Source organism: Saccharopolyspora sp. NPDC000359 (genome assembly GCF_040300525.1).
GTDB lineage: Bacteria > Actinomycetota > Actinomycetes > Mycobacteriales > Pseudonocardiaceae > Saccharopolyspora.
This window is the reverse complement of sequence record NZ_JBEPDU010000058.1, coordinates 19,390-45,993: the sequence shown is the minus strand read 5'-3', so window position 1 is coordinate 45,993 and position 26,604 is coordinate 19,390. Positions and strand designations below refer to the sequence as shown.

The following is a 26,604-nucleotide window of genomic DNA, read 5'->3' as shown; positions in this document are numbered from 1 at the left end:
CACTACGCTCTTCCTATAAAACCACTCCCGCCCCGCCGCGGCCTCCGCCGCGGCGGGCCGGCCGTTCGCCTCCCCGGCTGCGCACCCGCCGTGGTCCTGGTCCCCGACCAGGACCACGGCGTCCGGGGCTCACCTCTGCAGCGTGATCGCCAGCGCGGGGCAGCCCGCCGCGGCGTCCTCGACCTGCGGCAGCAGGTCGCTCGACGGATCGGGGTTGAGCACCACCACTTGGCCGTCCTCGTCGTTCTGGTCGAAGACGTCGGGGGCGATCAGCGCGCACTGCCCGGCGCCGATGCACTTGTCCTTGTCAGCGCTGATGTTCATCGGATGTCCTCCGCTCGGTCGGGGTGCTCACCAGGTGACGGGGACCGAGTTAAGCCCGCCGGTCAGCCGGTCGCTGCGGACCGCGATGTCGTCGAGGTCCACGGCCAGCCGCAGGGTCGGGAACCGCCGGAACAGCGCGGGAAATACCGTGCGCAGCTCGGTGCGGGCCAGGTTCGCGCCGATGCAGAAGTGGGCGCCGTGGCCGAACGCGAGGTGTCCGGGCGCCTTGCGCTCCGGGTCGAACTCCTCCGCGTTGGGGAACGCCTCCGGGTCCTGGTTCGCCACACCGACGGCGATGAGCACCGCGTCCCCAACCGAGATCGTCTGGCCCGAGATCTCGACGTCCTCGTGCGCGTAGCGCACCAAGCCCAGGCTGCCGGGCGCGGTCCGGCGCAGGATCTCCTCCACCGTGCCCTCGACCCGGCCGTCGGGGTCGGCGACGAAGGCGTCCCGCCGCTCCAGGTCGGACAGCAGCAGCAGGACGCCGAGGTCGATGCGCCCGGCGGTGGTCTCGTGACCGGCGAAGATGAGCGCCACGGCGAGGCGCGCGATGTCCTCGTCGGTGATGCCTGGGAACGCCTGCTGCGCCAGCACCAGGTCGGAGATGACGTCCTCAGCGGGGTTCTTCCGCTTGGCTTCCGCCAGCTGGCTGGTGTAGGCCATGAACTCGACCATCGCGTTGCGGGCGGCGTCGCCCTGGTTCAGCAGACCGATGCGCTCGGAGAGGTCGCGGAAGACCTCGCGGTCGGCGTAGGGCACGCCGAGCAGTTCGCAGATGACGAGCACGGGCAGCGGGAAGGCGAGGTGCTCGTGCAGGTCGACCGGCTCACCGGGGGCCCGGTCGTGCGCGGCCTGCATCGAGTTGAGGCAACCCTCGGTCAGCTCCTTGATGTGCTCGCCCAGCGCGCGCATCCGCTTGGCCGAGAACGCTGGTGCGAGCAACTTGCGGAGCCGTTGGTGGTCGGCCTGCTCGGTGTCGTGGTTGCCGGTCGGGCCGCCGAAGAACGCGGCCTCGGAGACCTTCGCGGCCGCTTCCGGGTTCGGGTGCGACCGCCCGAGGCGCGGGTCGCCCAGCAGCGACCGGGCCTCGTTGTAGCGGGTCACCAGCCACGCCAGGTCCCCGGAGGGGGTGCGGACCTGGACGAGCGGGGCTTCGCGGCGCAGCACGGCGTAGCGCGGGGCCAGGTCGAGCACGTTCGGGCGGTGGAACGGCAGCTGTGGTGCGGTCATAGGACTTTCGCTTCCTCCATCATCGGTTTCGCTTCGGACGCGGGTGGCGTCAAGCGGCTTGCTGCGGGTCGGGTGAGGTGCTCTCGGGGTCCTCGCAGCGGTCGGCCCCCGGGGTGCAGCGATGGTTTCCGGTCATGCGGCGGAACAGGCGCCAGGCCAGCAGCGCGCCGACCCCGTGCACCACCGGACCGAGGGAGTTGGTGACCCCGAGCACGACGGTCTGGTCAGCCAGGAACAGCGGGATCTCCACCGACAGGATGAGGAGCTTTCCCACGAGCAGCACCAGGTTCGCCCGGGTGAAGGCCCGGCGGCGCAGCGGGCAGCGGCGCCACCTGGTCCCCTCGCCGGTGACCAGGCCCGCCGCCAGGCCCAGCGGAGGCCAGCCCAGCGCCATCATCACCGGGGACACCAGCGCGAGGGAGCCCTGGAACACCAGGCTGGGCACGAAGAAGTTGGTGGCGTTGCCGGTCTGGGTGGCCAGCAGCCCGCCGATGCCGATGACCGCGAGGGCGCCGAGTGCGCGCCAGGCGGGTTCCTTGCGCATCAGCCTGCGCACTGTGATGATCACGCCGCAGGCCAGGGCGAGGGCCACCGCGAGGACGACCTGGCGGGTCAGCGCGAAGGTTACGGTGAAGACCACGATCGGCGCGATGTCGATCAGCGCGGACCGCACCTTGTTCTGCACGGTGCTGGGCGGGCCGTCAGCACGGTCGTCCTGGTGGGGCGGCGAAGGGACCACGGCTGCTCCAAGGGGCTGGCTGGGTGTTGCTGCCAGCAAACCCACACCAGCTGACCCGAGGCGGTCACCAACCTGACGATTTCCTGACGCAGGGACCGCTCCGACCTCCCTGGGACCGGTGTTCTAGCTGCACAGGGGTGGTGCAGGTCGAAGATCAAGAGCTTCGTCAGCAGCCGAATCGTGATCAAGGAACGCGTCGCCCGGACCACGACGCGACGCGCTCCTGCCGCCGACGTCCTACTTCGCGGTGGTCGGCCAGGGCTGGGCGTCGCGCAGCAGGCCCAGCATCCCGGAGATGAGGCGCATCTGGTCGACCGTGCGGATGTCAGCTTCCAGCAGGCGGGGGCTGCACACCAGGACCGCCACCGACTGCGCCCGCGACAGCGCCACGTTCACCCGGTTGCGGGACAGCAGGAAGTCCAGCCCGCGGGGGAGGTCGATCGCCGACGAGGACGTCATCGTCGTGATCACCACCGGGGCCTCCTGGCCCTGGAACCGGTCCACCGTGCCGACCCGCACGTCACCGAAACCGGCGTCGGCCAGGGCCCGCGACACCGTCCGGGCCTGCAGGTTGTACGGGGCCACCACGAGGAAGTCCGCGTCCCCCAGTGGGCGGCCCTGCCAGCTGCGGCCGTGCAGGTCCGCGATCACCGACACGACCTGCGCCGCCTCCTCGGTCGACCGCGTGGTGTTGCCGGTGTGCTCCACCGACGCGAGGTACAGGCCGGGGTCGAAGCCGTCGATCGCGCGGTTCGCGGACGGGTGGGAGCGCAGCAGCCCGGCGTAGGACAGCCGGGACACCGGCGCGCACACCGCGGGGTGCATGCGCCGCGTCTGGTCCAGGAAGTAGCCCAGCTCGGGCGGCATGATGTCCGCGCCGCCGATCAGGTGCCCCAGCGCCGAGGCCTCCGCGCCCGCCGGGTGCGTGCCCTGCACGACCTGCGGCAGCTGCTGCGGATCGCCCAGCAGCACCAGGTTCTTCGCGCACATCGACACCGCCAGCGCGTCCGCGAGCGCGAACTGCCCCGCCTCGTCGACCACCAGCACGTCGAAGGGTTCCTCGCGCACGGCGGCGTTCGCGAAGGTCCAGGCGGTGCCGCCGACCAGGTGGCCGTCGTTGTGCTCGGTGCGCCACTTCGCCAGCGCGTTGTTCGTCTTCGGCTGCTCCCACGGCAGGTCGGGGTCCGGCGTCCGGCGCGGCCGCTTCGCGCACGCCATGGACGGCGCGTTGCCGAGCGCGGCGGAGAGCACGTTCTCCACGGCCTTGTGGCTGTTGGAGGTGACACCGACGGTCCGCCCGGAGCGAACCAGGTGCGCGATCAGCTTGCCCGCCAGGTACGTCTTGCCCGCTCCGGGCGGCCCCTGCACCGCGAGCACCGACCCGTCGAGCGCGTCGACCGCCTCGATGACGGTGGCCACCGGGTCCCAGCCAGAGGCGGGCAGCGCGCCGCCGCCGCGCAACCGCGGGATCCGGCGCAGCAGGTCCACACCCGGGTGCGCGGGCAGCTGCGGGAGCGCTTCGCCGACCAGCCGGGCGAGGTCGGCCACGGCCTCGTCCTTCGGCGCGGGCCGCACCGGGCCGCCCGGGAGGACCGCCACCGGTCGTTCGTCGGACGTGGCGTCCGGGGCGCTGCTCTCCTCCAGCGTCAGCTCGACGGCCGACGCCGCCACGACTTTCGCGTCGCGCGCATCGGCGCCGTACCGCAGGCGAACGTTGTCGCCGACCGCGAACGGGTGCGGCCGGTCCGGGTCGCAGGCCACGGTGAGGGTGCGCTTCGCGGTGCGCTGCCGTCCTGTCGGCGGAACCCACTCCCCGGTCGACACCGACACCGGCACCGCGCAGGTGGTGTCCACCTCCAGGTCGCTGACCGGGGCGGCGAGCTGCCGGAAGAACTCCCACCACGCCGGGTTGGTCTCGCGCCGGTGGTAGCCGACGGAGGCGGCGAGCAGCGCGCGGGCCTGGTGGTCCGGGGTGAAGTCGGCGGGGTCGTCGGGCAGGCCGTCGAGCAGCGGGTCGACGAGCGCGGCCAGTGCTGCCGCGCGTTCGGCCCGGCGCTCGGCGGCCTCTTCCTCCTCCGCCCGCCGCAGCAGTTCGTCCACTTCGGACTCCGGTGCGGGGGTGGCGAGCTCGATGCCCGAGTCCTCGCGGACGCGGTGCAGGAACTCCAGCAGCCGCAGCGTGGAAACGCAGTCGTACTCGTTGTACTCGGCGATGCCGCGCAGGACCTCCTCGGCCTGCTCGGTGTCGCCAGCCCCGGCCAGCGTCAGGTAGTCCTCGTAGGCCTCGATGCTCGACGCGGCCGTCTTCACCTCGCCGTCGCGCGCTTCGGGCATGTACAGCGGTTCGAGGTACTTGATGGAGTACGACCGCTGGCCCACGCGCAGCGCCTTGCGCACCACCGCGTACAGGTCGATCATTCGACCGCTGCGCAGCAGTTCGTCCACGGCCTCCTCGCGCGTGCCGTGCACGGCGGCGAGCCGCTTGACGGCGGTGACCTCGTACGGCGCGTAGTGGAAGACGTGCGCGTCGGGGTCCTCGGCCAGCCTGGCCGTGGTGAAGTCGATGAACTCCTCGAAGGCGCGCTTCTCCTGGGCGCGCGTGTGCGCCCAGAACGGGGTGAAGCGGGCGTCGGGCGTGACGGCACCGAACAGGTACTCCAACCCGGTGCCGCCGAGCGCGTACGGGTCGCCCTCCATGTCGAAGAAGACGTCGCCCGGGCTCGGCGGCGGGAGTTCGGCCAGCGCGGACGGGTCGATGACCTCGTACGCCAGCTGCCCGGTCCGGTCCTGCCGCACCTGGATCGCGGCCTGCGCGCGCAGGGTCGTGAAGGTGCCCGCCGACATGTCACGCGGGCGGTCCGCCGGGTCGGCGGCGGCGAGCGCGTCGATCGTGCCGAGCCCGGCCGCCACGAGCTTGCGCCGCTGCTCACCGCGCATGCCCGCCACCAGCGACAGGTCCCGGTCCGCTTCGCGCGCGGACGAGCAGTGGTCGGCGAAGGCGCAGCCGCTGCAGGCGGGCCGCTCGTCGGCCCACAGGCGCTCCGGGAGCCGCGGTGGCCGGTTGACCAGCCGGTCGCGGAGGCGGTCGAGCAGCGGCAGGAAGTCGTCGACGCGCAGGCTGCGCGTGGTGCCCTCGCCGAGCAGCAGGTGCATCTGCGGGCCGGTCGGCCACCCGGCGCGGCGCAGCGCGTCGGCGTAGGCGGTGAGCTGCACGACCGCGGAGGGCTTCGCGTGCCGCGCGAGCTTCGTGTCGTAGACCTCGTAGCGGCCCTGGTCGTCGCGAAGCAGGAAGTCGGCGCGGCCGGAGAACTCGCCGTCCTGGAAGACCGCCTGGTAGACCACCGGCGCCCCCGCCCGCAGCGCCTCTTCGGTGGCCTTCGCGGCAGCGACTGGGTCGCGCTCGTCGATCTCGACGACGGTCGTGCGCTCGCCGCGCAGCCGTTCGAGGGTGGCCTCCTCGTGCGCGCGGCCGTGCTTGACGGCCAGCCGGTCGGGCCCGGAGCCCGGGCGCGGCGCGCCGGGCAACCCCGCCACCCACGCCTGCGCGAGGATGCTGCGGTGCTCGCATTCGAGCAGGTCGGCGAGGTCGGACGGGGTGTGCATCGGAGGAAGTCTGACATGCCCGGTGGTCCGGGTTGGCGCCGTGGGTACCCGACACGCCGCGGCGAGCGGTCCGCGTACCCGGCGACCGCGGTGGAAGTCCTGGTAGGCGGGTCCGGGCGGTGACGACTGGGTCACTCCGCGAAACCGGCGGGCTGCTGGCGGCGATGACTGCGCCACCGCGCGGCCCCGCCCCATTCGTCCACAGTGGATGACGGCTCGGCGTCCGCGCTCCTCCCGACCGGACTCGCGCACCGCGGGGATACGATGACCCGGTAGCCGCAGACGCAAGAGCCGCTGGCCCGTGATCGCTGCTCCGCATCCGGCGCCGAGGCCGGACGGGAAGAGCATGAGCACGGGTCGACAGCCGAGCCTCACCGAGGCCGTCATGGAGCACGTGCGCTCCGCCGTCATCGAAGGCACGATGCGCCCGCAGGAGTGGTACAGCGTCTACCAGCTCGCCGACGAGCTCGGCATCTCCCGCTCGCCGGTCCGCGAGGGCCTGCTGCGGCTGGAGGAGGCCGGGCTCCTCCGCTTCGTGCGCAACCGCGGCTTCCAGATCATCCCCACCACCCCCGAGGACGTCGCGGAGATCTTCTCCATCCGCCTCGCCCTCGAAGTCCCGGCCGCGCACCGCGCCGCCCTGCGCGCCGACGAGTCCTTCGCCGCGGAGGCGGCGGAACTGCGGCGCCAGATGTGCGAGGCGGCCGAGCGGGACGAGGAGACGCGGTTCTTCGCGGTCGACCAGCAGCTGCACGGCATCGTGCTGGTGGCCGGGGACATGCGGCGCGGTCGCCGGATCATCGACCAGCTGCGGGTCTCGACCCGGTTGCTCGGCGCTTCGACGGCGGGCCGGAGCCGGGACTACGCCGACATCATCGGCGAGCACGACCCGATCGTCGCGGCGATCCTCGACGGCGACGGCCCCGGCGCGGCCCGCGCGATGCGGGAGCACCTCGAAGCCACCGCCGTCCTGCTGGTCGGTCAGGCGCTGCGCCACGCGGAGCGGACCGAGGACCCGCAGGAGCTCTGGAAGCAGTTGCGGGCCGGTTTCGACTCCTGACCGGGTCACGCCCCGTCGGCCGACCCCTCCGCCGGGAAGTACTGCAGCGCGAAGGCGGCCAGCGCGCAGAGCGTCGCCGCGCTGAACGCCGACCAGTTCAGCGCGGCCGCGGCACCGCTGACCAGCCAGGGGCTGAGCAGGACCACGCCGAGCAGCTGGCCGAGCACGATGAGCGCACCCAGCGCGAGGAACGCGGCCAGGGCGGTCCAGAAGACGAGTTCCAGGGCCTTCTTCACGGTGGGTCCTCTCAGCTCGGAATCGGCAGCCAGCCCATGGCGATGAGCCAGGCGATGGCGATGACGGGGGCGACGAACCAGGCGATGAGTGGGAGGAACGTCTTCTGCGGGCTCACCTCGGCCATCCCGGAGGCCAGGTAGATGGGCGCGCCCACCGGCGGGGAGGCCCCCTCGGTCGAGGTGCACACCAGGAGCGCGCAGATGGCCACGACGGACGGGACGTCGACGGTGCCCAGCGCGATGACCGCCGGAGCGGCGATGGCCGCGGCGGTCGCCGTCGAGGAGAGCGGCGTGGCCACCAGGACCGCGGTGAGGCAGACCACCAGGACGAGCAGGGGCTTGGGCAGGTCCATCCGGGCCAGGGCTTCGGACAGCTGCGGCCCGACCCCGAGTTCGCCCATGATGTTGGAGGCGGCCAGGGCCGCGAACAGGGAGATGCCGACCGTGGCGAACTGGGGAGCTTCCGCCCGGACCGCCCGGCGCAGCTGGCCCCACTTGCCGCGCAGGCGCTTGCGGCCCTCGACCAGCGCGATCGCGGAGATGAGGATCGGCACCCAGACGATGATGGAGATCTCGCCCATCGCCTCCTCGCCGACCCGGGCCTCGGACTCCAGCCAGGTGAACAGCGGTCCGAAGGTGAGCAGCACCGGGATGAGGATGCCCGCGAAGATCGTCGTCGAGGTCCACCCGCTCGCCAGCGCCTGCCGGAAGGTGGCCAGGTGCCCGGAGTCGGTGCGCTGGATGCCGTCGCGGCGGGTCCAGAGGAACACCACGAGCATGCGGTAGAGCACGCAGTAGGCGCCGGCGACGAACAGCGAGACGTAGACGTCCCCGGCGCTGACGCCGACGGCGGCCGGGGTCGCCAGGATGATGAACATGGTCGAGTTCGGCGGCAGCGAGACGCCGAGGCCGGAGTTGCCGGCCACCAGGGTGGCGGCCCGTGCGCCCGACCAGCCGTTGGCCTTCATCCACGGGATCGTCACCGAGCCGACGGTGGCGGCGTTGCCCGCGGTCGACCCGGCGACGAGCCCGATGGCGGCCGAACCCGCCGTGGAGACGTAGGCCGCTCCGCCGCGCAGGCGGCCGAAGACGGAGTTGAAGATCTCGATGAGCCGTTCGATCAACCCGGTGGCCGAGACGATCACGCCCATGAGTACGAAGGCCATGCCGGCGAACGTCACGTCGTTGTCGAGCGCGCCCCAGATGCCGGTCCACAGCAGCGACAACGCGTCCTTGCCGCCGACGAGCGCGGTGGCCAGCAACGCCACCAGCAGGGACTCGGAGATAGGTCGCTTGAGCGGGACGTTCATCACGACGGTGACCGCGATGAAGACCAGCAGCGCGAGGATGCCCATCGTGCCTCACTTGTTCTTCGGATGTTCAGCCGCTCAGCGCGGAGCGGGGGTCAGGAGCGCGTGTTGAGCGCGCGGCGGAGCAGTTGCGCGAGGTGGAGCCCCTGCTTGTGCGCCGGGCCGTGCTCGCGGATCTGCGTCCGGCAGGAGAAGCCGTCGGCGAGCACGACGGCGTCCGCGTCGAGCTCCCGGATGCGGGGGAGCAGTTCCCGTTCCGCGAGGCGGCGGGAGAGCTCGGCGTGACCGGGTTCGAACCCCCAGTTGCCGGCGAGCCCGCAGCAGCCGGTCTCGACCTCGGACTCCTCGACGCCCAGCCGGGTCAACGTGGTGCCGGTCCCCGCGTGCCCGCGGCGGGCGCGCTCGTGGCAGTGGACCTGGGACAGGGCCGGGACCGGCAGCTCCCCGAAGGGCCAGTCGACGTCGTCGACGTGCCGGGCCACGACGTCGCCGAGCGTGACGACCTGCTCGGCCAGCCGGTGCGAGCGCCGGTCGTCGGCGAGCAGTTCCGGAGCCTCCTCGGTGAGCATCGCCGCGCAGGACGGTTCGAGGACGACGACGGGAGTGCGGCCGTCGAGCCACGGGGCCAGCGACGCCAGGGTGTGGGTGAGGACCTGCTTGGTCCGCGTCAGCTGACCGGTCGAGTGCCAGGTCAGCCCGCAGCAGAGGAACCCGCGCGGCACGACCACGTCGTATCCGAGCGCGGTGAGGACCTGGTGGGCGTCGGCGGCCACGTCGGCGTCCAGGTGGTTGGTGAAGCTGTCCGGCCAGAGCACCACCGTCCCGCGGGAGGGGCGCTTGCTGGCCTGAGCCGCGCGGAAGCGCCGTGACCTCGCCAGCGATTGGAAGCTGCGCGAGGAGAACCGGATCATCGACCGGCTGGTGTCAACTCCGCCGAGCCGCATCACGGCCTTCGCCACCGGGCGGACCGACAGCAGTGCGTTGACCACCCGGGCGGCGCCGGGGACGAGGTGCAGGAGCCTGCTGGTCAGCGGCAGCCAACCCATCGAGTAGTGGGCCGCGGGGCGCCGCCGACCCGCGTGGTGCTGGTGGAGGAACTCCGACTTGTACGTGGCCATGTCCACGTTGACCGGGCACTCGGAGGCGCAGGCCCGGCACGACAGGCACAGGTCGAGTGCGTCCCTGACGTCCTCGGAGGCGGCGCCCTCCGGGTGGAGTTCGCCGCGGAACATCTCGGAGAGGATGCGGGCCCGGCCGCGCGTGCTGTGCACCTCGTCGCGGGTGATCTGGAAGGAGGGGCACATCGCGCCCTCGTCCGAGCGGCAGGCACCGACTCCCACGCACCGGTTCACGGCGTTGACCAGCGAACCCCGGTCGTGGCTGAGCGCGTGCACGGGGATGAACTCCTTGCTGCGCTGCCCCGGGGCCGGGCGGATGCCGACGTCCACGGCGTCGGGGTCGACGAGCACGCCGGGGTTGAGGACGCGCTCCGGGTCGAAGGCCGCCTTGAACGCGGCGAACGCCGCGAGCACCTGCGGCGGGTACATCCGGGGCAGCAGAGCGGACCGGGCGCGGCCGTCACCGTGCTCGCCGGAGAGCGAACCGCCGTGGGCCGCGACGGTGGTGGCGGCATCGGACATGAAGGACCGGAAGACGTCGAGCCCGTCCTCGGTGCCGAGGTCGAAGGAGATGCGGATGTGCACGCAGCCCTCACCGAAGTGCCCGAACGGAATGCCCCGCAGCCCGTGCTCGTCCAGCAGCGCGTAGAGGTCGCGCAGGTAGTCGGCGAGCTGCTCGGGTGGCACGGCCGAGTCCTCCCAGTTCGGCCAGGCCTCGCCGCCGTCGGGCAGCCGGGTGACCAGGCCCGCCGCGGATTCCCGGATCCGCCAGAGCCGCCGCATCCCGGCCGGGTCGGCGACGACGGCGGAGTCCGCGGTGCGGTGCTCGGGGTGGGAGCAGAACTCGGCCACGAGTTCCTCGGCGCGCCTGCGGGCGTCCGCAGTGGACTCGCCGGTCGTCTCGCAGTAGAGCCAGCCACCAGCCGGGCGCGGATCACCAGCACCGCCCGGGAGGACGTCACCGGCGTCGCGGCCCTGGCTGATCCGCAGCACGTCGAGCAGGTCACCGCCCATGCCCTCGGAGGTCACCACACCGGGCCGCCGGGTCAGCGGCGCGGCCGCGGCGGCGTCGAAGACGGTCGGGAACGCCAGGACGGCCAGCGCTTTCGCCTTCGGCGCGGGGACGAGCCGGACGACGGCTTCCACGATGATGCCCAGGGTTCCTTCGGATCCGGCGAAGGCCTTGGCCGTGTCGAAGCCGTTCTCCGGCAGCAGGTGGTGCAGCCCGTACCCGGAGACCTGCCGGGGGAACCGGCCCAGGGTGGTGCGCAGCAGCGCCAGGTTCTCGTCCCGCAGGCGCTGGAGCGCGCGGTCGAGCTCGGGATCGCTCGTCCCGCCCCGCCGCAACGTGACCAGCTCGCCGTCGGCGCGCAGGACGGTGAGCTCGACGACGTTGTCCGCGGCGGTTCCCCAAGCCAGTGAGTGGGACCCGCACGCGTTGTTGGCGATCATGCCGCCGACGGTGCACCGGCTGTGCGTCGAGGGGTCCGGCCCGTAGGTGAGGCCGTGCGGTGCCGCTGCCTCGCGCAGCGCGTCGCAGACGACGCCGGGTTGGATCCGGGCGGTGCGCGCCTCGGGATCGATGTCGAGAACCCGGTTGAAGTGCCGGGAGGTGTCGATGATCAGCCCTTCGCCGATCCCGTTGCCCGCCACCGAGGTGCCGCCGCCGCGGACGGTGACCGGCCACCCCTCCTCCCGGGCGATGCGGACCCCGGCCTGAACTTCCGCCAGGGACCGGGGTTCCAGGACGGCGCGGGGCGCCCGGCGGAAGATCGACGCATCGGAGACGTAAGCGCTCAGCGCGGCGCGGTCGGTGCGCAAGCGCGCGCGGATGTCCTCGGTGGACGCAGTCGTCACCGCGGGCTCTCCCTCCGGGTTCGCAGGGCGGTGACGTCCTGCCGCCGCAGGCGCACCTGCGCGGGGTGGCGCCCCACCACGAACCGTGGGCGCCGTCACCGACCGCAGGACAGTAACATGTTACTCGCGGAGGTTGGCAAGCACGAGTTCTCGATCTGGCGGCCCGCCTCAGCGGACCAGCACCCGAGCGGCACGTCCGGTCAGCGCCCGTCGGGACCCCGCTGCGTGGCCTTCGGCCGCCAGTGGGTGGAGGTGGTCGCGCGGACCTCGTTGAGGTCGGGGTCGTCAGGTGGCGGGGTGCTTGATCTGCTCCCGGAGGATGTCCCCGTGGCCTGCGTGGCGCGCGAAGTCCTCCGCGATGAGGAGGTAGATGAACCGGAGGTTGACCTCGCCCAGGTCGGGGTGCACCGCCGTGTGGTCGAGGTCGAAGTCCGCGGCGATCGCCCGCGACCGCTCGCTGGCGCGCTCGAACTCGCTGATCACGTCGCGCACGGTTTCACGGCCGCCGACGAGGAAGCTGGCGTCCCCCGCGGTCGTGCCGCCGTCGCACTGGTCCTTCGGCAGACCGCCCAGGACGTGGTGGAACCAGATCCGCTCGGCGACGGCGGCGTGCTTGAGCAGCCCGATCGGGGTGGTCGGGGACGTGACGAGTCGGCGGCGGGCCTCGGCTTCGGACAGGCCGCGCACCGTGCCGATCAGCTCGGCGCGGTTGCGGTCGAGGGTGCTTTCGAGCAGGTGGCGTTCCGCGCCGGTGGTGGTGAGCGGTATCGACCAGGTCATCGTCGGCCTCGATCCTGCAGGTTGTCGGTGGATTGGGGAAGTGCGTCGCATCGTGGTGGGGGCGCTCGCGCATGACGGCGCGGGGCACGGAATTCCGCTGATCTCGGCGAGCCTTCAGAGGGGAGGTGCCGCGGATTCGCTGGAGCTGCGCGTCGCGGGCGGCCGGGATGCGGCCAGCCCAGCGCGTCACGCGCAGGCGTTGCCTGGACCTTATCCCAAGGCGGATACGAGGTCCAGCGCGATCTGGACCAGCCTCGCCGAGGAGCGGCCACCGCGCGCACCGGTCGGCGGGGCCGACCAGAACTGGTCGACCCCGCATTGGAGTTCACTGTGGACGGTCGGTTTCCGCTTCGCGGGGGAGGGATCACCGGATCAGTCCGGGGTTGGTCACCGCGCCGGTTGGGCGTAGGTGGCGGCGCCGGACCAGTCGATGGCGATGAAGTCCTCCTCGCCCACGACCCACGCGTCGTGCCCGGGGGAGACGACACCGGTCTCGCCCGCGCTGATGTCGCGTTCCTGGCCGTCGTCCATCACGATGTGCAGCCTGCCGGACAGCACGTACATGGTGTGCGCCTGCTGGCAGCTGTCGGTCTGCGCGATCGGCTTGACGTCGTTCGACCAGCGCCAGCCGGGGTGTAGTACGGTGCGCCCGACCGTCACCCCGGGGAGCTCGACGAGGTTCAGCTCGCCGTGCGCGAACTCGCGCGATTCGTCCGGCTTGCCGAGGTCCTTGACTTCGAGGGTCATCGCTCCTCCTCGAGTGCGCGGATCCTGCGTGCGGTTCGAGTCTGCGGCGCGCCCGCTCGCCGCGGCCAGGGACCAAGGACGCGTGGTAGGGCGAGCGGAGCTGGGCCGGTGGCGCGGTCTGGTCGGTATTCGCCGGGCATCGCTGGACAACTGGTCCAGTTTCTGCGCCAGAGCTTCACCCAGTGGACATAAGCAACTAGCTTCTGCTGGCACAGCTGCGCACCTGCACCCGTCGCGACACCGACGTCCAGCCCGCTCGATGCCGAGCGTGATCACCGGGATGCACCCATGCCCAACACCCTGATCCTGGTCAACACCGCCTTCGCAGTCCTCGCGACGGTGCTGCTGATCATCCGCTTCCGCCTCACCCCCGTCATCTCGCTGCTGCTCGGGGCCTGCTACCTCGGCCTGACCTCGGGGCTCGGCGTGGACGGCACGATCGAGGCCATCACCACCGGTTTCGGCGACCTCATGGCCGAGATCGGCCTGCTAGTCGCGTTCGGCGTGCTCACCGGTTCGCTGCTGCAGCGGTCGGGCGCGATCGAGCGCCTCGTCGAGGCACTGCTGCGCCGGGTCGGGCCCAAGCGCATGCCCCACGCCCTGTCGCTCACCGCCGCCACCGCGCTCCAGTCGATCTTCCTCGACGTCCTGGTGGTCATCGTCGCGCCGCTGGCGCGACGTCTGGGCGTGCGCATGGGGCCGACCGGGACGCCGCGGATGATCGCCGCGATGGGCATCGGGATGGAAGTTGGCGTGGTCATGGTCGTTCCGGGCATCGCGTGCCTGGCGCTGGCCGGTCTGCTCGGGGTCCCACTCGGCACGATGCTGCTCTTCGGCCTGCTGGTCGCGGTGCCCACCACCGCCATCTCGGTCGCGGTCGTGCAGTTCCTCTTCCGCCGGGGTTGGTGGGACGTGGACGAGGACGAACGTCCTGTCCCCGCAACGGAACCAACCCCCGAACCAACCCGCCAGATACGCCTGGTCGTGCTCTTCGGCCCGGTCCTGCTCGCGCTGCTGCTCATCGCCACCGGTGCGGTGCTCGACATCGCCGGGGTCGAGGTCGAGCCGCTGGCGTTCGCGTGCGACCCGGTGATCGCGCTGTTCCTCGGGTTGATCGGCACAATCGCGGTGACCCGCCGGGTCGCGGGCGCGGCGGTGGTCGAGGCGGCGCTGGGCAACGGGTTCCGGGAGAGCGGGCAGATCCTGGTCCTCAACGGGGTCGGGGGTTCGCTCGCCCTGACGATCAAGGACGTGGGCCTCGGCGACGTCCTGGGGCAGTACTTCGCCGCGAACACCACGGCGCCGCTGCTGGTGGTGTGGGCGGTGGCGGCGGTCCTGCACGCCGCCGTCGGTTCGGTGTCGATCTCGGCGATCACCGCGGCGGGCATCCTCGCTCCGCTGGCTCCGGTCATCGGGCTGGATCCGGTGTGGATCGCGCTGGCCGCCGGGGCGGGCTCGCTGTTCGCCATCCACGTCACCAGCAACACGTTCTGGCTGCTGCAGTCGTTGGCCGGGCTCACCACGCGGGGCACGCTGAAGACCTTCTCCGGCGGGGTGTCGATCGCCTCGGTGGTCGCGATCCTGGTGATCCTGCCGCTGTCCGCGGTGTTCGGTTAGAAGAGCTCCTCGTCGTCGCGGTGCGACGGGAGCCGCCCGGCGAGCGCGAAGCCCGCGATGCCAAGCACACCGAGCCCGAGGCCGCCGAACAGCGGCAGCGTCTCGACCTGCGAGCACGCCGCCGCACCGCTGGGGCTGTCCGCTTCGTTTCCCCCGGAGGTCAACACGAGACCGCAGTTGAGCCGAACACTGGTGACCATCCCGTCCACCCCGCCGTCACCGATCGTCGGGTCCTCCTCGCCGAACAGGTCGGTCGGCAGGAGCATGATCTGGTCGCTGGTGCCCCGCCCCCACGCGTACTTGGCCCGGACGGAGTAGGGATCGCTGCCGTCGTCCACGAAGTACATGGCGATCCGGGGGACCAGCAGCAGCCACAGCGCGAAGCCGATCACGGCTGCGGACGCGAGTCGCACCCACGGGCGAGGCCGTCGAAGCGGATTCATGTCGAGCAAAGTAGCTCAGCACGTGACCGGAGAACCCGCCTTTGACCAAACCGCGACCAGCGGGAGGCAGCAGTGCACTCGCGGGGTCCCGCCAGCGCACTCGTCACCGCGCACCGCCCGGAGGTGAACGGCACCCTTCGCCGTCTGGGTGCTCTGCACCAGCTGGGTCAGCGGCGGAGTTCGTCGTGCATCTTGCGGATCAGCGGGGAGATGCGGGGCATCAGGCGGCGGCTGAGCACGACCTCAGTCGACGTCCGCTCCACGCCGTCGACCGCGATGATCTGCTGCAGCACGTCCTCCAACCCGGCGTTGTCCTTGGCAACCACCCGGCACAGGAGGTCGGCGTCACCGGCCACCGCGTTCGCCTCGATCACCTCGGGGATGCGGCTGAGCCCGGCCAGGGTTCGCCCGAGCTTGCCCTGCGCGAGCTGCAACCGCACGTAGGCCAGCCCCGTATAGCCCATCGCCGCGGGGTCGAACTGGGGCCGCCAGCTGATCAGCACGCCGAGCCGCTGCAGCTTGTCCACCCTGGCCTGCACCGTCGCGCGAGCGACCCCGAGCCGCCGCGCGTACTCGCGCACGCCTGCGCGGGGCTCCTCGGCGATCAGCTGGAGGACAGCGGTGTCGAGCGGTTCGAGCGCTGGTGGCATGCGGTACTCCCGGTGCTGGGTTCGGACGGCCAGTGGTGCGCACATTCTCCACCTGGGAGGGCCATCCGCCAGGGGGAGCGCCGCGCGCGGTGGGAAGTCGTGACCAGATGTCCATGGTGGTCGGCGAAATCGGCTCACCGCTGTACCAGTTGCTCAATGTTCATGCGGACAGTTGACCCACCGGTAGCCAATGTTCACCCTGTTCACGACCAAGTGGCCCGCTCAGCACGGCGGAAGGAGGGCGAGATGGCACGGACCCTCGCCGAGAAGGTCTGGGACGCCCACGTCGTCCGCAGGGCAGGGGAGCAGGACCTGCTCTACGTCGACCTGCACCTGCTGCACGAGGTCAACACCCCGATCGCCTTCGACGGGCTGCGGGCCGCCGGGCGCCGGGTGCGCCGACCCGACCTCACGCTCGGCACCGAGGACCACCTGGTCCCCACCCGCGACCTACACAAGCGCATCGAGGAACCGGCGATGCGCCGCCAGGCCGCGCTGCTGGCCGAGAACTGCGCCGAGTTCGGCGTCGAGGTGTACCGGCGGGGCGACCGCGAACGCGGCATCGCCCACGTCATCGGACCGGAGCTCGGGCTGGTGCACCCGGGCATGACCGTCGTCTGCTGCGACTCGCACACCACCACCATGGGGGCGTTCGGCGCCCTGGCCTTCGGCATCGGCACCTCGCAGGTCGAGCACGTGCTGGCCACCCAGACCCTGCCGATGACCCGGCCGAAGGACATGCGGGTGACCGTGACCGGGCGGCTCGCCGACGGCGTGACCGGCAAGGACCTGATCCTCGCGCTGATCGCGCAGATCGGCACCGCGGGCGGGCAGGGCCACGTCGTCGAGTACTGCGGTCCGGCCGTCGAGGCGCTGTCGGTGGAGGCGCGGATGACGGTGTGCAACATGACCGTCGAGGCCGGGTCGCGGGCGGGCATGATCGCCCCGGACGAGAAGACCCTGGCCTACCTGCGTGGTCGGCCGCACGCCCCGACCGGCCCCGAGCAGGAGGCCGAGGAGGCCTTCTGGCGCAGCTTGCGGTCCGACGACGATGCGACGTTCGACCGGGAGGTCGTGCTGGACGGCGACCGGATCAGCCCGTTCGCCACCTGGGGGACGAACCCGGCGCAGGGGGTTCCGCTGGACGCCGTGGTGCCGCACCCGTCGTCGTTCACCGATCCCCAGGAGCGCGCCGCGGCGGAGCGCGCGCTGGCCTACATGGACCTGCGGCCCGGCACCCCGATGCGCGACATCGCGATCGACGCGGTGTTCATCGGTTCCTGCACCAACGGGCGCATCGAGGACCTGCGCGCGGCCGCGGACGTCCTGCGCGGGCGCACCGTCGCGCCCGGTGTGGAGGTTTACCTCGTGCCCGGGTCCGACACCGTCCGCCAGCAGGCGGTGGACGAGGGGCTCGCGGAGGTCTTCGCCGCCGCGGGGGTGCAGCTGCGCACCAGCGGGTGCTCCCTGTGCGCCGCGGTGAACGAGGACCGGCTGCGGCCGGGGCAGCGAGCCGCCTCCACCAACAACCGCAACTTCGAGGGGCGCCAGGGCAAGGGCGCCCGCACCCACGTCGTCTCGCCCGCCGTGGCCGCCGCCAGCGCGGTGGCCGGTCACCTCGCCGCACCCGCCGACCTGGAGCCCTGATGCAGAAGTTCACCGTCCACATCGGACAAGCGGCCCCGCTGCGGGCGAGCAACGTGGACACCGACCAGATCATCCCGGTCCGCTTCCTGACCCGGCTGACCAAGGCCGGGTACGGGCAGGACCTGTTCGCCGACTGGCGCGACGACCCCGGGTTCGTGCTCAACCGGCCGCCGTACGACCGGGCCACGATCCTGGTGGCGGGCACCGACTTCGGCACCGGCTCGTCCCGCGAAGGAGCGGTCTACGCGCTGGCCGACTTCGGGTTCCGCGCGATCATCGCGCCCCGCTTCGGCGACATCTTCACCGGCAACGCTCACCAGAACGGCCTGCTCCCGGTCGTGGTGCCCGCGCCGGTGGTGGAGCACCTCTGGGACCTGCTCGACCGCGAGCCGACGTCCCCGGTCGCGGTCGACCTGGTGGCCCGGGAGGTCCGGGCGGACGGGGTCGAGTGCCGCTTCGACGTCCCCGAGGCGGTCCGCGACCGCCTGCTGGCGGGCCTGGACGACATCGGCACGACCCTCCGGCACACGGGGGACATCGCGGCCTACGAGGCCCGCCGCCGACCAGCGCTGCCGACCACGACCCGGCGCACCGGGCGTGGCGCGGGTGATCCATAGGATTCGCGGATAGCCCTACAGCCTTTTGATATCGACGAGGTATTGGCAGGAGCCGTCGGGGCGCTGAGAATCCCCCTCCATGGATGCCGACGTGATCGTGGTGGGGTTGGGCAGCGTGGGGTCGATGGCCTGCTGGCGGCTCGCCGAGGTGCACGGTGCGCAGGTCATCGGGGTGGAGCAGTACGCGCTCGGGCACGACGCCGGGGGGAGCGCGGGCGAGTCGCGGCTGTTCCGCACCGGGTACCACGAGAGCCCCGAGTACGTCCCGATGCTGCTGCAGGCCCGCGAGCTGTGGCAGGAACTCGAGCGGGGCGGCCGCCGGGTGCTGTTCCAGACCACGGGCGTGCTCTCGATCGGGTCCCCGGCGATCGCACCGATGCGCAACGTGCTCGCCTCGGTCACCGAGCACGAGATCCCGCACGAGGTGCTGGACGCGGCCGAGCTGCGGAGCCGGTTCCCGCAGCACGGGTCGATCACTGACGAGATCGGCGTCCTCGACCGGCTCGGCGGCGTGCTCCGGCCCGAACCCGCGGTCCGGGAGGCGCAGCGCCGGGCGCGGCAGGCGGGTGCCGAGCTGATCGACAACGCCCCGGTCACCGGGATCGAGGACGTCCCCGGTGGTGTGCGGGTCTCGACCGCGCGGGGCAGCCGCACCGCCAAGAGCGTCGTGGTGACCGCTGGGGCCTGGGCAGCGCAGCTGCTGCCGGAGCTGCGGGAGCTGCTCGAGATCCGCCCGCTGGTGTTGACCTGGTTCGCACCGGAGGACCCGGCGGCGTTCGCGCCCGAGGTCTTCCCGGGGTTCATCCGGGACCTCGGCGACGTCCACCTGTTCGGCATCCCGAGCGTGGACGGGGCGCTGGTGAAGGCGGGCTGGGCCGACAACTGGGGCTCGATCGGCGAACCCGGGCAACTCGTCCGCTTCCGGGAACCGCGCGAGCTGGCCGGGGTCGGCGCGCAGGTCCACGAGCTGGTCCCCGGTCTGCCCGCGCACCCCAGCCGGCACTCCGCCCACGTGGACGCCTACACCCCGGACCGGCGGGCCGTCATCGGGGCGGTCCAGCCCGGGGTGGTGGTCGTCGCGGGGTTGTCCGGGCACGGCTTCAAGCTCGCGCCCGCGTTCGGCGAGATCGCGGCGCGCTCGGCGCTCGGACTGCCGCAGCAGCACGACATCTCGCGGTTCTCCCCGGCCCGGTTCGGGGGTTGAGGTGGAACTCCGGCTCCTGCGCCACTTCGTGGCCGTCTACGAGGAACGCAGCTTCACCGCCGCGGCGCGCCGCCTGCACACCGCGCAACCGCCGGTGAGCCAGGCGATCGCCAACCTGGAGCACGAGCTCGGGGTGCGGCTGTTCGAGCGGACCAGCCGCTCGGTGTGGCCGACCACCGCCGCCGACGTCCTCTACCCGGAGGCGAACTTCCTGCTGCGCCGGGCCTCGGAGACCAAGGCGCTGGTGCGCGGGGGATCCGGTCGCGCACCGGTCCGCGTCGCCGCGGTCACCTCCGCCTTCCCGGCCCTGCTCCCGGCGCTGCTGCCGGAGCTGGCCGAGTGGGACCCCGTGGTGGTCGACCTCGGTAGCTCCGAGCAGCGGCACGCCCTGGCCGCCGGGCGCATCGACCTGGCCATCCTCCGGGAGTGGGCGGACGACTCCCCGGACCACGTGGTGCTGGCCGACGAGCGGCTGCTGCTCGCCGTGCCGCTGGACCACCCGCTGGCCCGGTCGGACACCGCCTCGCTGCGCTCCGCGGCCACCGAGCGGATCGTGCTGTTCGGCCGGGACCGAGCCCCGGTCGCCTTCGACGCGATCGCCGCGGCCTGCGCCGAAGCCGGGTTCTCCGCCGAGCCGGTGGCCCACGTGCAGAGCGAGCAGGCGATGCTGGGCCTGGTCTCGGCCGGGCACGGCGTGGCGATCGTCTCCGAGATCACCGGCCTCACCCCGTGGCCGGGCGTGCGGTTCCTGCCGCTGCCCGGCACGACCGCCCGGTCGCCGCTGCGCGCCCGGGTCGCCAGCGGCGACCCGCTCGGGCTGCTACCGGTCGTCGAGCGCGCCTTCCGGTCCGCCCAGCGCTCGCTGGGCTTCGGCGAGCCCGCCCGGCACCCCACCGCATCCGCACCAACACCGTAGGAGTCCCGTGGACTACTCAGCCTGGTCGCTGCTCGTCGACGCCGGATTGATCGGCCTGCTCCTCGTGGTCGGGGCCGTCCTGCGCGCGACCGTCCGACTGCTCCAGACCCTGATGGTCCCGGCCAGCGTGCTCGCCGGGGTGCTCGGCCTCGTGCTCGGCCCCGAGGTGCTCGGCCTGCTGCCCTTCTCCGACCAGCTCGGCGCGTACTCGTCGGTGCTCATCGTGGTGGTGTTCGCCTGCCTGTCGCTGACCGGCGACGTGGACCTACGGCGGCTCGGCCGCTCGGTGGCCGGGTTCGCCAGCTACGGCGTCCTGTTCTACGCGGCGCAGGTCGTGGTCGGCGTCGTGCTCGGGTTGCTGGTGCTGGGCCCGCTGTTCGGCACGCACGACGGGTTCGGGCTGCTGCTGTTCGCCGGGTGGGCCGGCGGGTTCGGCTCGGCGGCGGCGATGGGGGCGGTCTTCGGCGAAGGGGGCTGGACCGAGGCGCAGTCGTTGGCGTTCACCGCCGCGACCGTCGGGCTGCTGGTCGGCATCGTCGGCGGCATCATCCAGGCGAAGGTCGGTGCCAAGCGCGGCTGGGCCGAGGAGTTCGAAGGGCTCGACGCGCTCCCCGAGCACCTGCGCACGGGGGTGCTCCGCGGGGACGACGACCGGCCGGTGGTCGGCACGCACACCTTCTCCAGCGGTTCGATCGAGTCGCTGGGCTTCCAGGCCTCCGTCGTGTTGGTGGTCTCCGCCGCGGCCTACGGGGTGAACGTGCTGCTCGGCGAAGCGTTCCCGGCGGTGTCGTTCCCGCTGTTCTCCATCGCGTTCGTGGTGGGCCTGGTCCTGCGCGGCCTGCTGTCGGCGACCCGGACGAGCCGGTTCGTCGACCCCGAGTCGCTCAAGTCGATCTCGGGCAGCGCCACCGATGTGCTCGTGGTGTGCGGCATCGCCTCGATCGTGCCGAGCTTCGTGACCGGGTACTGGCTGCCGCTGCTGGTCCTGTTCGCGGTCGGGCTGGCGCTGTGCCTGCTGCTCGGCGTCGTCGTGGCGCCGCGGATGCTCGGCGACGCGTGGTTCGAGAAGCAGGTCTTCACCTGGGGCTGGGCGACCGGGTCGGTCTCCACCGGGCTCGCGCTGCTGCGCATCATCGACCCGCGGCTGCGCTCGCGGACCTTGGAGGACTTCGCCATCGCCTACCTGCCCCTGCTGCCGGTGGAGGTGACGGCGGTGACCTTCACCCCGGTGCTCGCGCTAGCGGGCGCGGGCTGGGCGATCGCCGGGATCTGGGGCGGCATCGCGGTGCTGGCGCTGGGTGTGCCGTTCCTGCTCGTCCGGCGGGCACCGACCCGCGATGCGGGGCGAACCGCGCAGCGTACCGGCTGAGCACAGCGGACTCCTGCTCGGTTCGGGCTGGTGCATTGGCGATATGGGGCAGATAACGCGGGGTGCCAGGCTGCACGGGCCTTGGGGCAACGCGGTTGCTCGTCGTCGTTCGCAGGAGGGTGTCATGGCAGCGGCTAGTTCGGTCCCCGTCGCCCAGCGCGGTGATCTCATCTCGCTGGCGGACCTGGATCTGGCGCAGATCCGGGAGATCGTGCGCAACGGGGCCGCGTTCGGCCGCGGGAAGCGCGCCGGGGAGCCGCTGGCCGGGACCGTCATCGGCATCTACTTCCGCAAGACCTCCACCCGGACGCGGACCGCGTTCTCCGCGGCGGCGCTGCGGCTCGGCGCGCGCATCATCGCCTACGGGCCGGACGACCTGCAGCTCAACACCGGGGAGACGGTCGAGGACACCGCGCAGGTGCTGTCCCGGATGCTCGACGGGCTGGTGTGCCGCACCGCGGGCAGCACCGAGGAGCTCCGGGCGCTCGCCGCGCCACCGGGGATGTCGGTGATCAACGCGATGAGCGCCCACGAGCACCCCACGCAGGCGCTGACCGACCTCATCACGCTCCAGCAGCACCTCGGTCGCGTTGACGGGGCCCGGGTGCTCTACGTCGGCGAGGGCAACAGCACCGCTGCCGCGCTGGCGTTGTCGTTGCCCCGCTTCGAGGGCACCGAGCTGCACCTGCGGACCCCGCCCGGCTACGGGCTGGACCCGCGCGTGCGGTCGCAGGCCGAGCAGTACGCGGCGGAATCCGGTTCGGTGCTGCGGGAAACCCACGACATGGCCGAGCTGCCCGCCGACGTCGACATCGTCTACACCACCCGGTGGCAGACCACCGGCAGCACCAAGGCGGACCCCGACTGGCGCGCGGTGTTCCAACCGTTCCAGGTCGACGAGCAGCTGCTCGACCGATACCCGGAGGCGCGGTTCATGCACGACCTGCCCGCGCACCGCGGCGAGGAGACGACCGCGGCCGTGCTCGACGGACCGCGGTCGATCGCCTTCGACCAGGCGGAGAACAAGATGCACGGCGCCATGGCGGTGCTGGAGTGGGCGCTCAGTTCGCGAACCTGAGGTCGGCCTTGGCGGACCTGCCCACCAGCCGGGGGGCCCGGGTGGTCTCGGCCGCCCGCACCTCGTCGTGGTCCAGCTCCGCCGCGAACGTGCGCAGCAGCGGCTGGAACTGGTACCGGGCGTCCTCCGAGTCCGGTCCGGGAACGCCGTCCAGCAGGTGCGCGTCCACCAGGTCTTCGATGAGCCGCTCGGCCTCGTCCGGGTCCAGTCGCAGGAGGTTGCAGGCGTCGTGCAGGCCGAACTCGGTGGTGTCCAACCGGCCCAGCAGCCGGAACATTCGCGCCACGTCCGGGCTCAGCCGCTGGTAGCTGGCCTGCAGTCGGCTGCGCAGCCGCTGCTCGCCGTGCTCGAACTGGTCCAGCCGGGTCCGCGGCTCGGCGAGCCGGTTCACCAGCCGCTGGATCGTCCAGTGCGGCTTGGCGATGAGCTTGGTGGCAGCGATGCGCAGCGCCGCTGGGAGTCGGGCGCACAGCTCCGCGAGTTCGGCGGTGGCGCGGGGTTCGGCCTCGGCCCGGCTGCCGATCAGCGAGCCGAGCAGGTCCACTGCTTCCTGCTCGCTGACCGGGCGCAGCCGCAACCACAGCGCGTCGCCGACCAGTTCGCTGATCTGGTTCTGGCTGGTGATCAGCGCCGTGCTGCGCGGTCCGGGCGGCAGCGCACGGCTGATCTGCCGGTAGGTCGCGACGTTGTCCAACAGCACCAGGGCCTTCCGGTCGCGCATCAGGTCCTGGTAGAGGGCGGTGGCGGCGTCCAGGTCGGCGGGCAGGTCGGCCGCGGCGACGCCGAGCTGCCGGAGCAGCTGGTGCACCGCGTCCCGGGCGTCGAGCTCCTGCGGTCCGCGGCAGCACGCGTGCAGGTTCACGTACAGCACGCCGCCGGTGAACTCCTCGGCCTTGCGGTGCGCCCAGTGCACGGCCAGCGCGCTCTTGCCGATGCCGGTGCAACCGGTGATGAGGGCGGCACTCGGCCCCGGCGCGTCGGCCAGCCCGTCCAGCGCGGCGAGTTCGGCGTCCCGGCCGCGGAACGCGAGGACGTCAGCGGGAACGGCGCTCGGCCGCGCCACCGGGGGCGCGACCTGCCGCGGCTGGGCGGGTTCCTGGATCGCCGGGTCGTCGTTGAGGATCGCCTCGTGCAGCTCCTGCAGCACCGGACCGGGTTCCAGGCCGATCTCGTCGATGAAGTGCTGGCGGCCCTGGCGGAAGGTCCGCATCGCCTCCGCGCGGCGCCCCGCGCGGTACTGGGCGAGCATCAGCTGGGCGCGGGTCTGCTCCCGGAGCGGCTTCTCCTCGACCAGCGCGGTGAGTTCGCTGATCAGCTCGCGGTGCCTGCCGAGTTGCAGGTGCAGCGCGGTGCGCTCCTCCTGGACGGCGAGCTTCTGCTCCTCGAGCCGTTCGGCTTCCAGCTCGATGACGGCGGAGTTGATGTCGCACAGCGCGCGGCCCCGCCACAGCGCCAGCGCCGCGTCGTAGCGCTCGGTGGCCGGCACGATCTCGCGGCGGTCGGTGAGGGCGCGGGCTTCAGCCACCTTGGTGCGGAAGGACAGCAGGTCGATCTCGTGCTGGCTGCGGCGCAGCAGGTACCCCGGCGAGTAGGTCAGCAGCACGTCGTCGCGAAAACCGAAGGAGCGGAAGGTTTTCCGCAGTTCCGCGACGCAGATCGCCACCTGGGTCCGGGCCGTCGCCGGGGGGTGGCCGTTCCAGATCGCTTCCGAGATCCGGTCGATCGAGACGACCCGGTCGGCGTTCAGCAGCAGCATGGCCAGCACGATGCGTTGGCGGGGTCCGCCGATGGAGATCCTCCGTTCCGCGAACTCGAGGTGCAAGGGCCCGAGCAGCCCGAAATTGAGACGGTCGGTCATGAAATCTTCTTCCTGTTGCTCGCGGCCCACGAGCAACTGTTGCCGTGCCCAACGCAATCCCCCCTGGAGTGCCCTGGATGGCACAACGTTCATCTTATCGAGTGGTAGTGACCAACCCCGGGGCTTTGACGGCGTTTGCAACTCCGCGGTTCCGTCGGGTTGATCCGGTCAATCCGCCTGGTTCGGGTGGTCTCGGAACGGGAGAACTGCTCGACCTGGGGGGATGGTGAAAAAGCCGAGCGAGGCTCGTGTTCTGGCCCTGGCGGATCAATAAGGCATCGATAACGAAGCGAAAGGGAGAGTGGCGAGAAATTGACAACCACTGGCACAACAGCGGACGGTGTGGCAGTTGCCGCAGCGACGATCGACCAGTTGCAGGCCGGGCAGGAGTCCGGTCGGTTCAGCGCGGTGGAGCTCGTCCGGTTCCACCTGGACCGGATCGACCGGCTGAACCTGCGCGGGCCCGAGCTGCGCGCGGTGCTTGAGACCGATCCGCAGGCGGAGGAGGTCGCCGAGGAGCGCGACGCCGAGCGGCGGCGCGGAGCGGTTCGCGGCCCGCTGCACGGCATCCCCTTCCTGGTCAAGGACAACCTCGAAACCGCGGGCGGGCTGCGCACCAGCAACGGCACCACGGCGCTGCTCGGCTTGCGCCCCGAGCAGGACGCGACGGTGGTCGCGAGGTTGCGCGCGGCGGGGGCGATCGTGCTGGGCAAGACCAACAAGAGCGGCTGGATCAGCGGTTCGGCTGGGTGGAGCGCGCGCGGTGGGCAGGGCCGCAACCCGCACCGGCTGGACCGGTCACCGCACGGGTCGAGCTCGGGTTCGGCCGCCGCGGTCGCCGCCGGGCTGTGCGGGTTCGCGCTGGGCACGGAGACGATCGGGTCGATCCTCGGCCCGGCCGGGGTCAACGGCGTCGTCGGGCTGAAACCGACGGTGGGGCTGACCAGCAGGGCGGGGATGATCCCCGGCGTGCCGAGCCTGGACTCGGTCGGTCCGCTGTGCCGCAGCGTCGCCGACGCCGCCGCGGTGCTGGAGGTGCTGGCCGGGGCGGACCCGCGGGACCCGGCCACCAGCGCCGCCACGCGCACCGGATACCAGGACTGCCTTGAGCAGAACGCGCTGGTCGGGGCCAGGATCGGGGTGGCGCGGGAGGGGTTCTTCGGGTTCGACGACCACGCCGACGCCGTCGCCGAGGAGGCGGTCCGGGTGCTGGCGGCTGCGGGCGCGACCATCGTCGACCGCACCGAGATTCCGAGCCTGTCCCAGATCCTGTCCGACGAGAACCTGATGTTCGCGCAGCTGCAGGAGGTCAAGCACCACCTCGACGCCTACCTGGCGGCCGCGCCGGGCGAGCACCCGCGCAGCATCGGGGAGCTGATCGCGTACAACCGCGCGCACGCCGACGTCGAGATGCCGCACTTCGGACAGGAGACGTTGGAGCTGGTGGACGGGCTCAGCGGGGACCTCGCCGACCCGGCGTGCACGACGGCGCTGGCCACCATGCGCCGGTTGTCGCAGGACGAGGGCATCGACGCGGTCCTGCGCGAGCACCAGCTCGACGCGCTGGTGGCCCCCACCGGCGGGCCCGCGTGGAAGATCGACCTGGTCCACGGCGATCCACCCGCGCGGGGCAGCGCGCTGCTGCCGGGCCTGGCCGGGTACCCGGCGATCAGCGTGCCAGCGGGCGCGGTGCGCGGGCTGCCGGTCGGTGTCACGTTCCTGGCCGGGGCTTGGTCGGAACGGGTCCTGCTGCGCATCGCGCACGCCTTCGAACGGGCCAATCCGGCCTGGTTCCCGCCCGCCTTCGAACCGCCGGGCGTCGGCTGAGCAGCGATTTCCGCGGCGGGCTCTCAAGCGGCTTCGGTCAGCAGCCGCCGGAGTTCGGAGATCTCCGAGGTGAGCGCGGCCAACTCCGCGCGCATTTGCCGGGTTTCGGCGGCCAACTGCTGGGTTTGCGCGTTCTTCTCCTGAAATTCCCGGGAAAGTCGATTTCGTTGAATCCTGGAGTAGCCGAACAGTGCGATCAGCAAGGTGGTGGAGGCGATCAGCAGGGAGATGACACCGGTGTCCAGATTGTCCATCCTGGAATCCTTTCCGCGCGGATTTCCGTTCCCGCCGCCCGTAGCGCGGGGAACCGGCAGGCGCATGCTACGCCCTGCTGGCCGCGCCCGGCGGAGGCGTGCTGCGCTGCGGAAATGCGC

Annotated in this window: 22 protein-coding genes; 9 read left to right on the top strand and 13 right to left on the bottom strand. The window is 72.1% G+C overall.

Features of this window, described 5'->3' with window-relative positions; translation table 11 throughout:
• Window positions 1-129: 129 nt before the first annotated feature.
• The 4 genes from ABT324_RS28630 to ABT324_RS28615 form a co-directional block, all read right to left on the bottom strand.
• Entirely contained in the window at window positions 130-324 is a 195-nt protein-coding gene (locus ABT324_RS28630) for a ferredoxin (RefSeq protein WP_351183762.1), read from the bottom strand.
• A 27-nt stretch (window positions 325-351) separates the two neighbouring features.
• Window positions 352-1,554 carry a cytochrome P450 gene (locus tag ABT324_RS28625; RefSeq protein ID WP_351183760.1) on the bottom strand — a complete coding sequence of 401 codons (1,203 nt, stop codon included), beginning with the start codon at window positions 1,552-1,554 and terminating at the stop codon, window positions 352-354.
• A 49-nt stretch (window positions 1,555-1,603) separates the two neighbouring features.
• Entirely contained in the window at window positions 1,604-2,293 is a 690-nt protein-coding gene (locus tag ABT324_RS28620) for a DUF3159 domain-containing protein (protein WP_351183758.1), read from the bottom strand.
• A gap of 237 nt (window positions 2,294-2,530) precedes the next feature.
• Window positions 2,531-5,896 carry a TM0106 family RecB-like putative nuclease gene (locus ABT324_RS28615; RefSeq protein WP_351183756.1) on the bottom strand — a complete coding sequence of 1,122 codons (3,366 nt, stop codon included), beginning with the start codon at window positions 5,894-5,896 and terminating at the stop codon, window positions 2,531-2,533.
• A gap of 346 nt (window positions 5,897-6,242) precedes the next feature.
• Between ABT324_RS28615 and ABT324_RS28610 the strand changes: the two genes are divergently transcribed.
• Complete coding sequence (locus ABT324_RS28610; protein WP_351183754.1) at window positions 6,243-6,956, top strand: GntR family transcriptional regulator; 714 nt, start codon at window positions 6,243-6,245, stop codon at window positions 6,954-6,956.
• Between the two features lie 5 nt (window positions 6,957-6,961).
• On the opposite strand, the gene ABT324_RS28605 is transcribed toward ABT324_RS28610, so the two are convergent.
• The 5 genes from ABT324_RS28605 to ABT324_RS28585 form a co-directional block, all read right to left on the bottom strand.
• Complete coding sequence (locus ABT324_RS28605; protein ID WP_351183752.1) at window positions 6,962-7,192, bottom strand: hypothetical protein; 231 nt, start codon at window positions 7,190-7,192, stop codon at window positions 6,962-6,964.
• An 11-nt stretch (window positions 7,193-7,203) separates the two neighbouring features.
• Entirely contained in the window at window positions 7,204-8,547 is a 1,344-nt protein-coding gene (locus tag ABT324_RS28600) for a TRAP transporter large permease subunit (protein ID WP_351183750.1), read from the bottom strand.
• A 50-nt stretch (window positions 8,548-8,597) separates the two neighbouring features.
• Window positions 8,598-11,477 (bottom strand): FAD-binding and (Fe-S)-binding domain-containing protein, encoded by a 2,880-nt coding sequence (locus tag ABT324_RS28595; protein ID WP_351183748.1) that lies wholly within the window; start codon window positions 11,475-11,477, stop codon window positions 8,598-8,600.
• Between the two features lie 285 nt (window positions 11,478-11,762).
• Window positions 11,763-12,257, bottom strand: a complete 495-nt coding sequence (locus ABT324_RS28590) for a DinB family protein (RefSeq protein ID WP_351183746.1) — start codon at window positions 12,255-12,257, stop codon at window positions 11,763-11,765.
• A 387-nt stretch (window positions 12,258-12,644) separates the two neighbouring features.
• Window positions 12,645-13,004 carry a cupin domain-containing protein gene (locus tag ABT324_RS28585; protein WP_351183744.1) on the bottom strand — a complete coding sequence of 120 codons (360 nt, stop codon included), beginning with the start codon at window positions 13,002-13,004 and terminating at the stop codon, window positions 12,645-12,647.
• Window positions 13,005-13,292: 288 nt separating this feature from the next.
• On the opposite strand from ABT324_RS28585, the gene ABT324_RS28580 reads away from it, so the two are divergent.
• A complete protein-coding gene (locus ABT324_RS28580) occupies window positions 13,293-14,621 on the top strand; it encodes a GntP family permease (RefSeq protein WP_351183742.1) in 1,329 nt (442 codons plus the stop codon).
• Here the strand turns inward: ABT324_RS28580 and ABT324_RS28575 are convergent.
• Window positions 14,618-15,064 carry a hypothetical protein gene (locus ABT324_RS28575; RefSeq protein WP_351183740.1) on the bottom strand — a complete coding sequence of 149 codons (447 nt, stop codon included), beginning with the start codon at window positions 15,062-15,064 and terminating at the stop codon, window positions 14,618-14,620. The two genes, ABT324_RS28580 and ABT324_RS28575, sit on opposite strands and share 4 nt — an antisense overlap.
• 167 nt (window positions 15,065-15,231) lie before the next feature.
• On the bottom strand, window positions 15,232-15,714 hold the full coding sequence (locus ABT324_RS28570) for an Lrp/AsnC family transcriptional regulator (RefSeq protein ID WP_351183738.1): 483 nt from the start codon (window positions 15,712-15,714) through the stop codon (window positions 15,232-15,234).
• Window positions 15,715-15,960: 246 nt separating this feature from the next.
• Between ABT324_RS28570 and leuC the strand changes: the two genes are divergently transcribed.
• The 6 genes from leuC to ABT324_RS28540 all read left to right on the top strand — a co-directional run bounded on the left by leuC (window position 15,961) and on the right by ABT324_RS28540 (window position 22,545).
• Window positions 15,961-17,361: a 3-isopropylmalate dehydratase large subunit gene (gene leuC, locus ABT324_RS28565; protein WP_351183736.1), complete on the top strand. Its 1,401-nt coding sequence runs from the start codon at window positions 15,961-15,963 to the stop codon at window positions 17,359-17,361.
• Window positions 17,361-17,978 carry a 3-isopropylmalate dehydratase small subunit gene (leuD, locus tag ABT324_RS28560; RefSeq protein ID WP_351183734.1) on the top strand — a complete coding sequence of 206 codons (618 nt, stop codon included), beginning with the start codon at window positions 17,361-17,363 and terminating at the stop codon, window positions 17,976-17,978. Before leuC ends, leuD begins: the two co-directional genes overlap by 1 nt.
• A 79-nt stretch (window positions 17,979-18,057) precedes the next feature.
• Complete coding sequence (gene solA, locus ABT324_RS28555) at window positions 18,058-19,182, top strand: N-methyl-L-tryptophan oxidase (RefSeq protein WP_351183732.1); 1,125 nt, start codon at window positions 18,058-18,060, stop codon at window positions 19,180-19,182.
• Between the two features lies 1 nt (window position 19,183).
• Complete coding sequence (locus ABT324_RS28550) at window positions 19,184-20,098, top strand: LysR family transcriptional regulator (protein WP_351183730.1); 915 nt, start codon at window positions 19,184-19,186, stop codon at window positions 20,096-20,098.
• Between the two features lie 7 nt (window positions 20,099-20,105).
• Window positions 20,106-21,467: a sodium/glutamate symporter gene (locus ABT324_RS28545; protein ID WP_351183728.1), complete on the top strand. Its 1,362-nt coding sequence runs from the start codon at window positions 20,106-20,108 to the stop codon at window positions 21,465-21,467.
• 124 nt (window positions 21,468-21,591) lie between these two features.
• Window positions 21,592-22,545: an ornithine carbamoyltransferase gene (locus tag ABT324_RS28540; RefSeq protein WP_351183726.1), complete on the top strand. Its 954-nt coding sequence runs from the start codon at window positions 21,592-21,594 to the stop codon at window positions 22,543-22,545.
• Here the strand turns inward: ABT324_RS28540 and ABT324_RS28535 are convergent.
• Window positions 22,529-24,403 carry an AfsR/SARP family transcriptional regulator gene (locus ABT324_RS28535; RefSeq protein WP_351183724.1) on the bottom strand — a complete coding sequence of 625 codons (1,875 nt, stop codon included), beginning with the start codon at window positions 24,401-24,403 and terminating at the stop codon, window positions 22,529-22,531. The genes ABT324_RS28540 and ABT324_RS28535 overlap by 17 nt on opposite strands.
• Before the next feature lie 312 nt (window positions 24,404-24,715).
• Between ABT324_RS28535 and ABT324_RS28530 the strand changes: the two genes are divergently transcribed.
• Window positions 24,716-26,230: an amidase gene (locus ABT324_RS28530; RefSeq protein WP_351183723.1), complete on the top strand. Its 1,515-nt coding sequence runs from the start codon at window positions 24,716-24,718 to the stop codon at window positions 26,228-26,230.
• 23 nt (window positions 26,231-26,253) lie between these two features.
• Here the strand turns inward: ABT324_RS28530 and ABT324_RS28525 are convergent, their stop codons facing one another.
• The gene (locus ABT324_RS28525) at window positions 26,254-26,484 is read right to left on the bottom strand and encodes a hypothetical protein (protein ID WP_351183722.1); all 231 of its coding nucleotides are present in this window, start codon (window positions 26,482-26,484) and stop codon (window positions 26,254-26,256) included.
• Window positions 26,485-26,604: the final 120 nt, after the last annotated feature.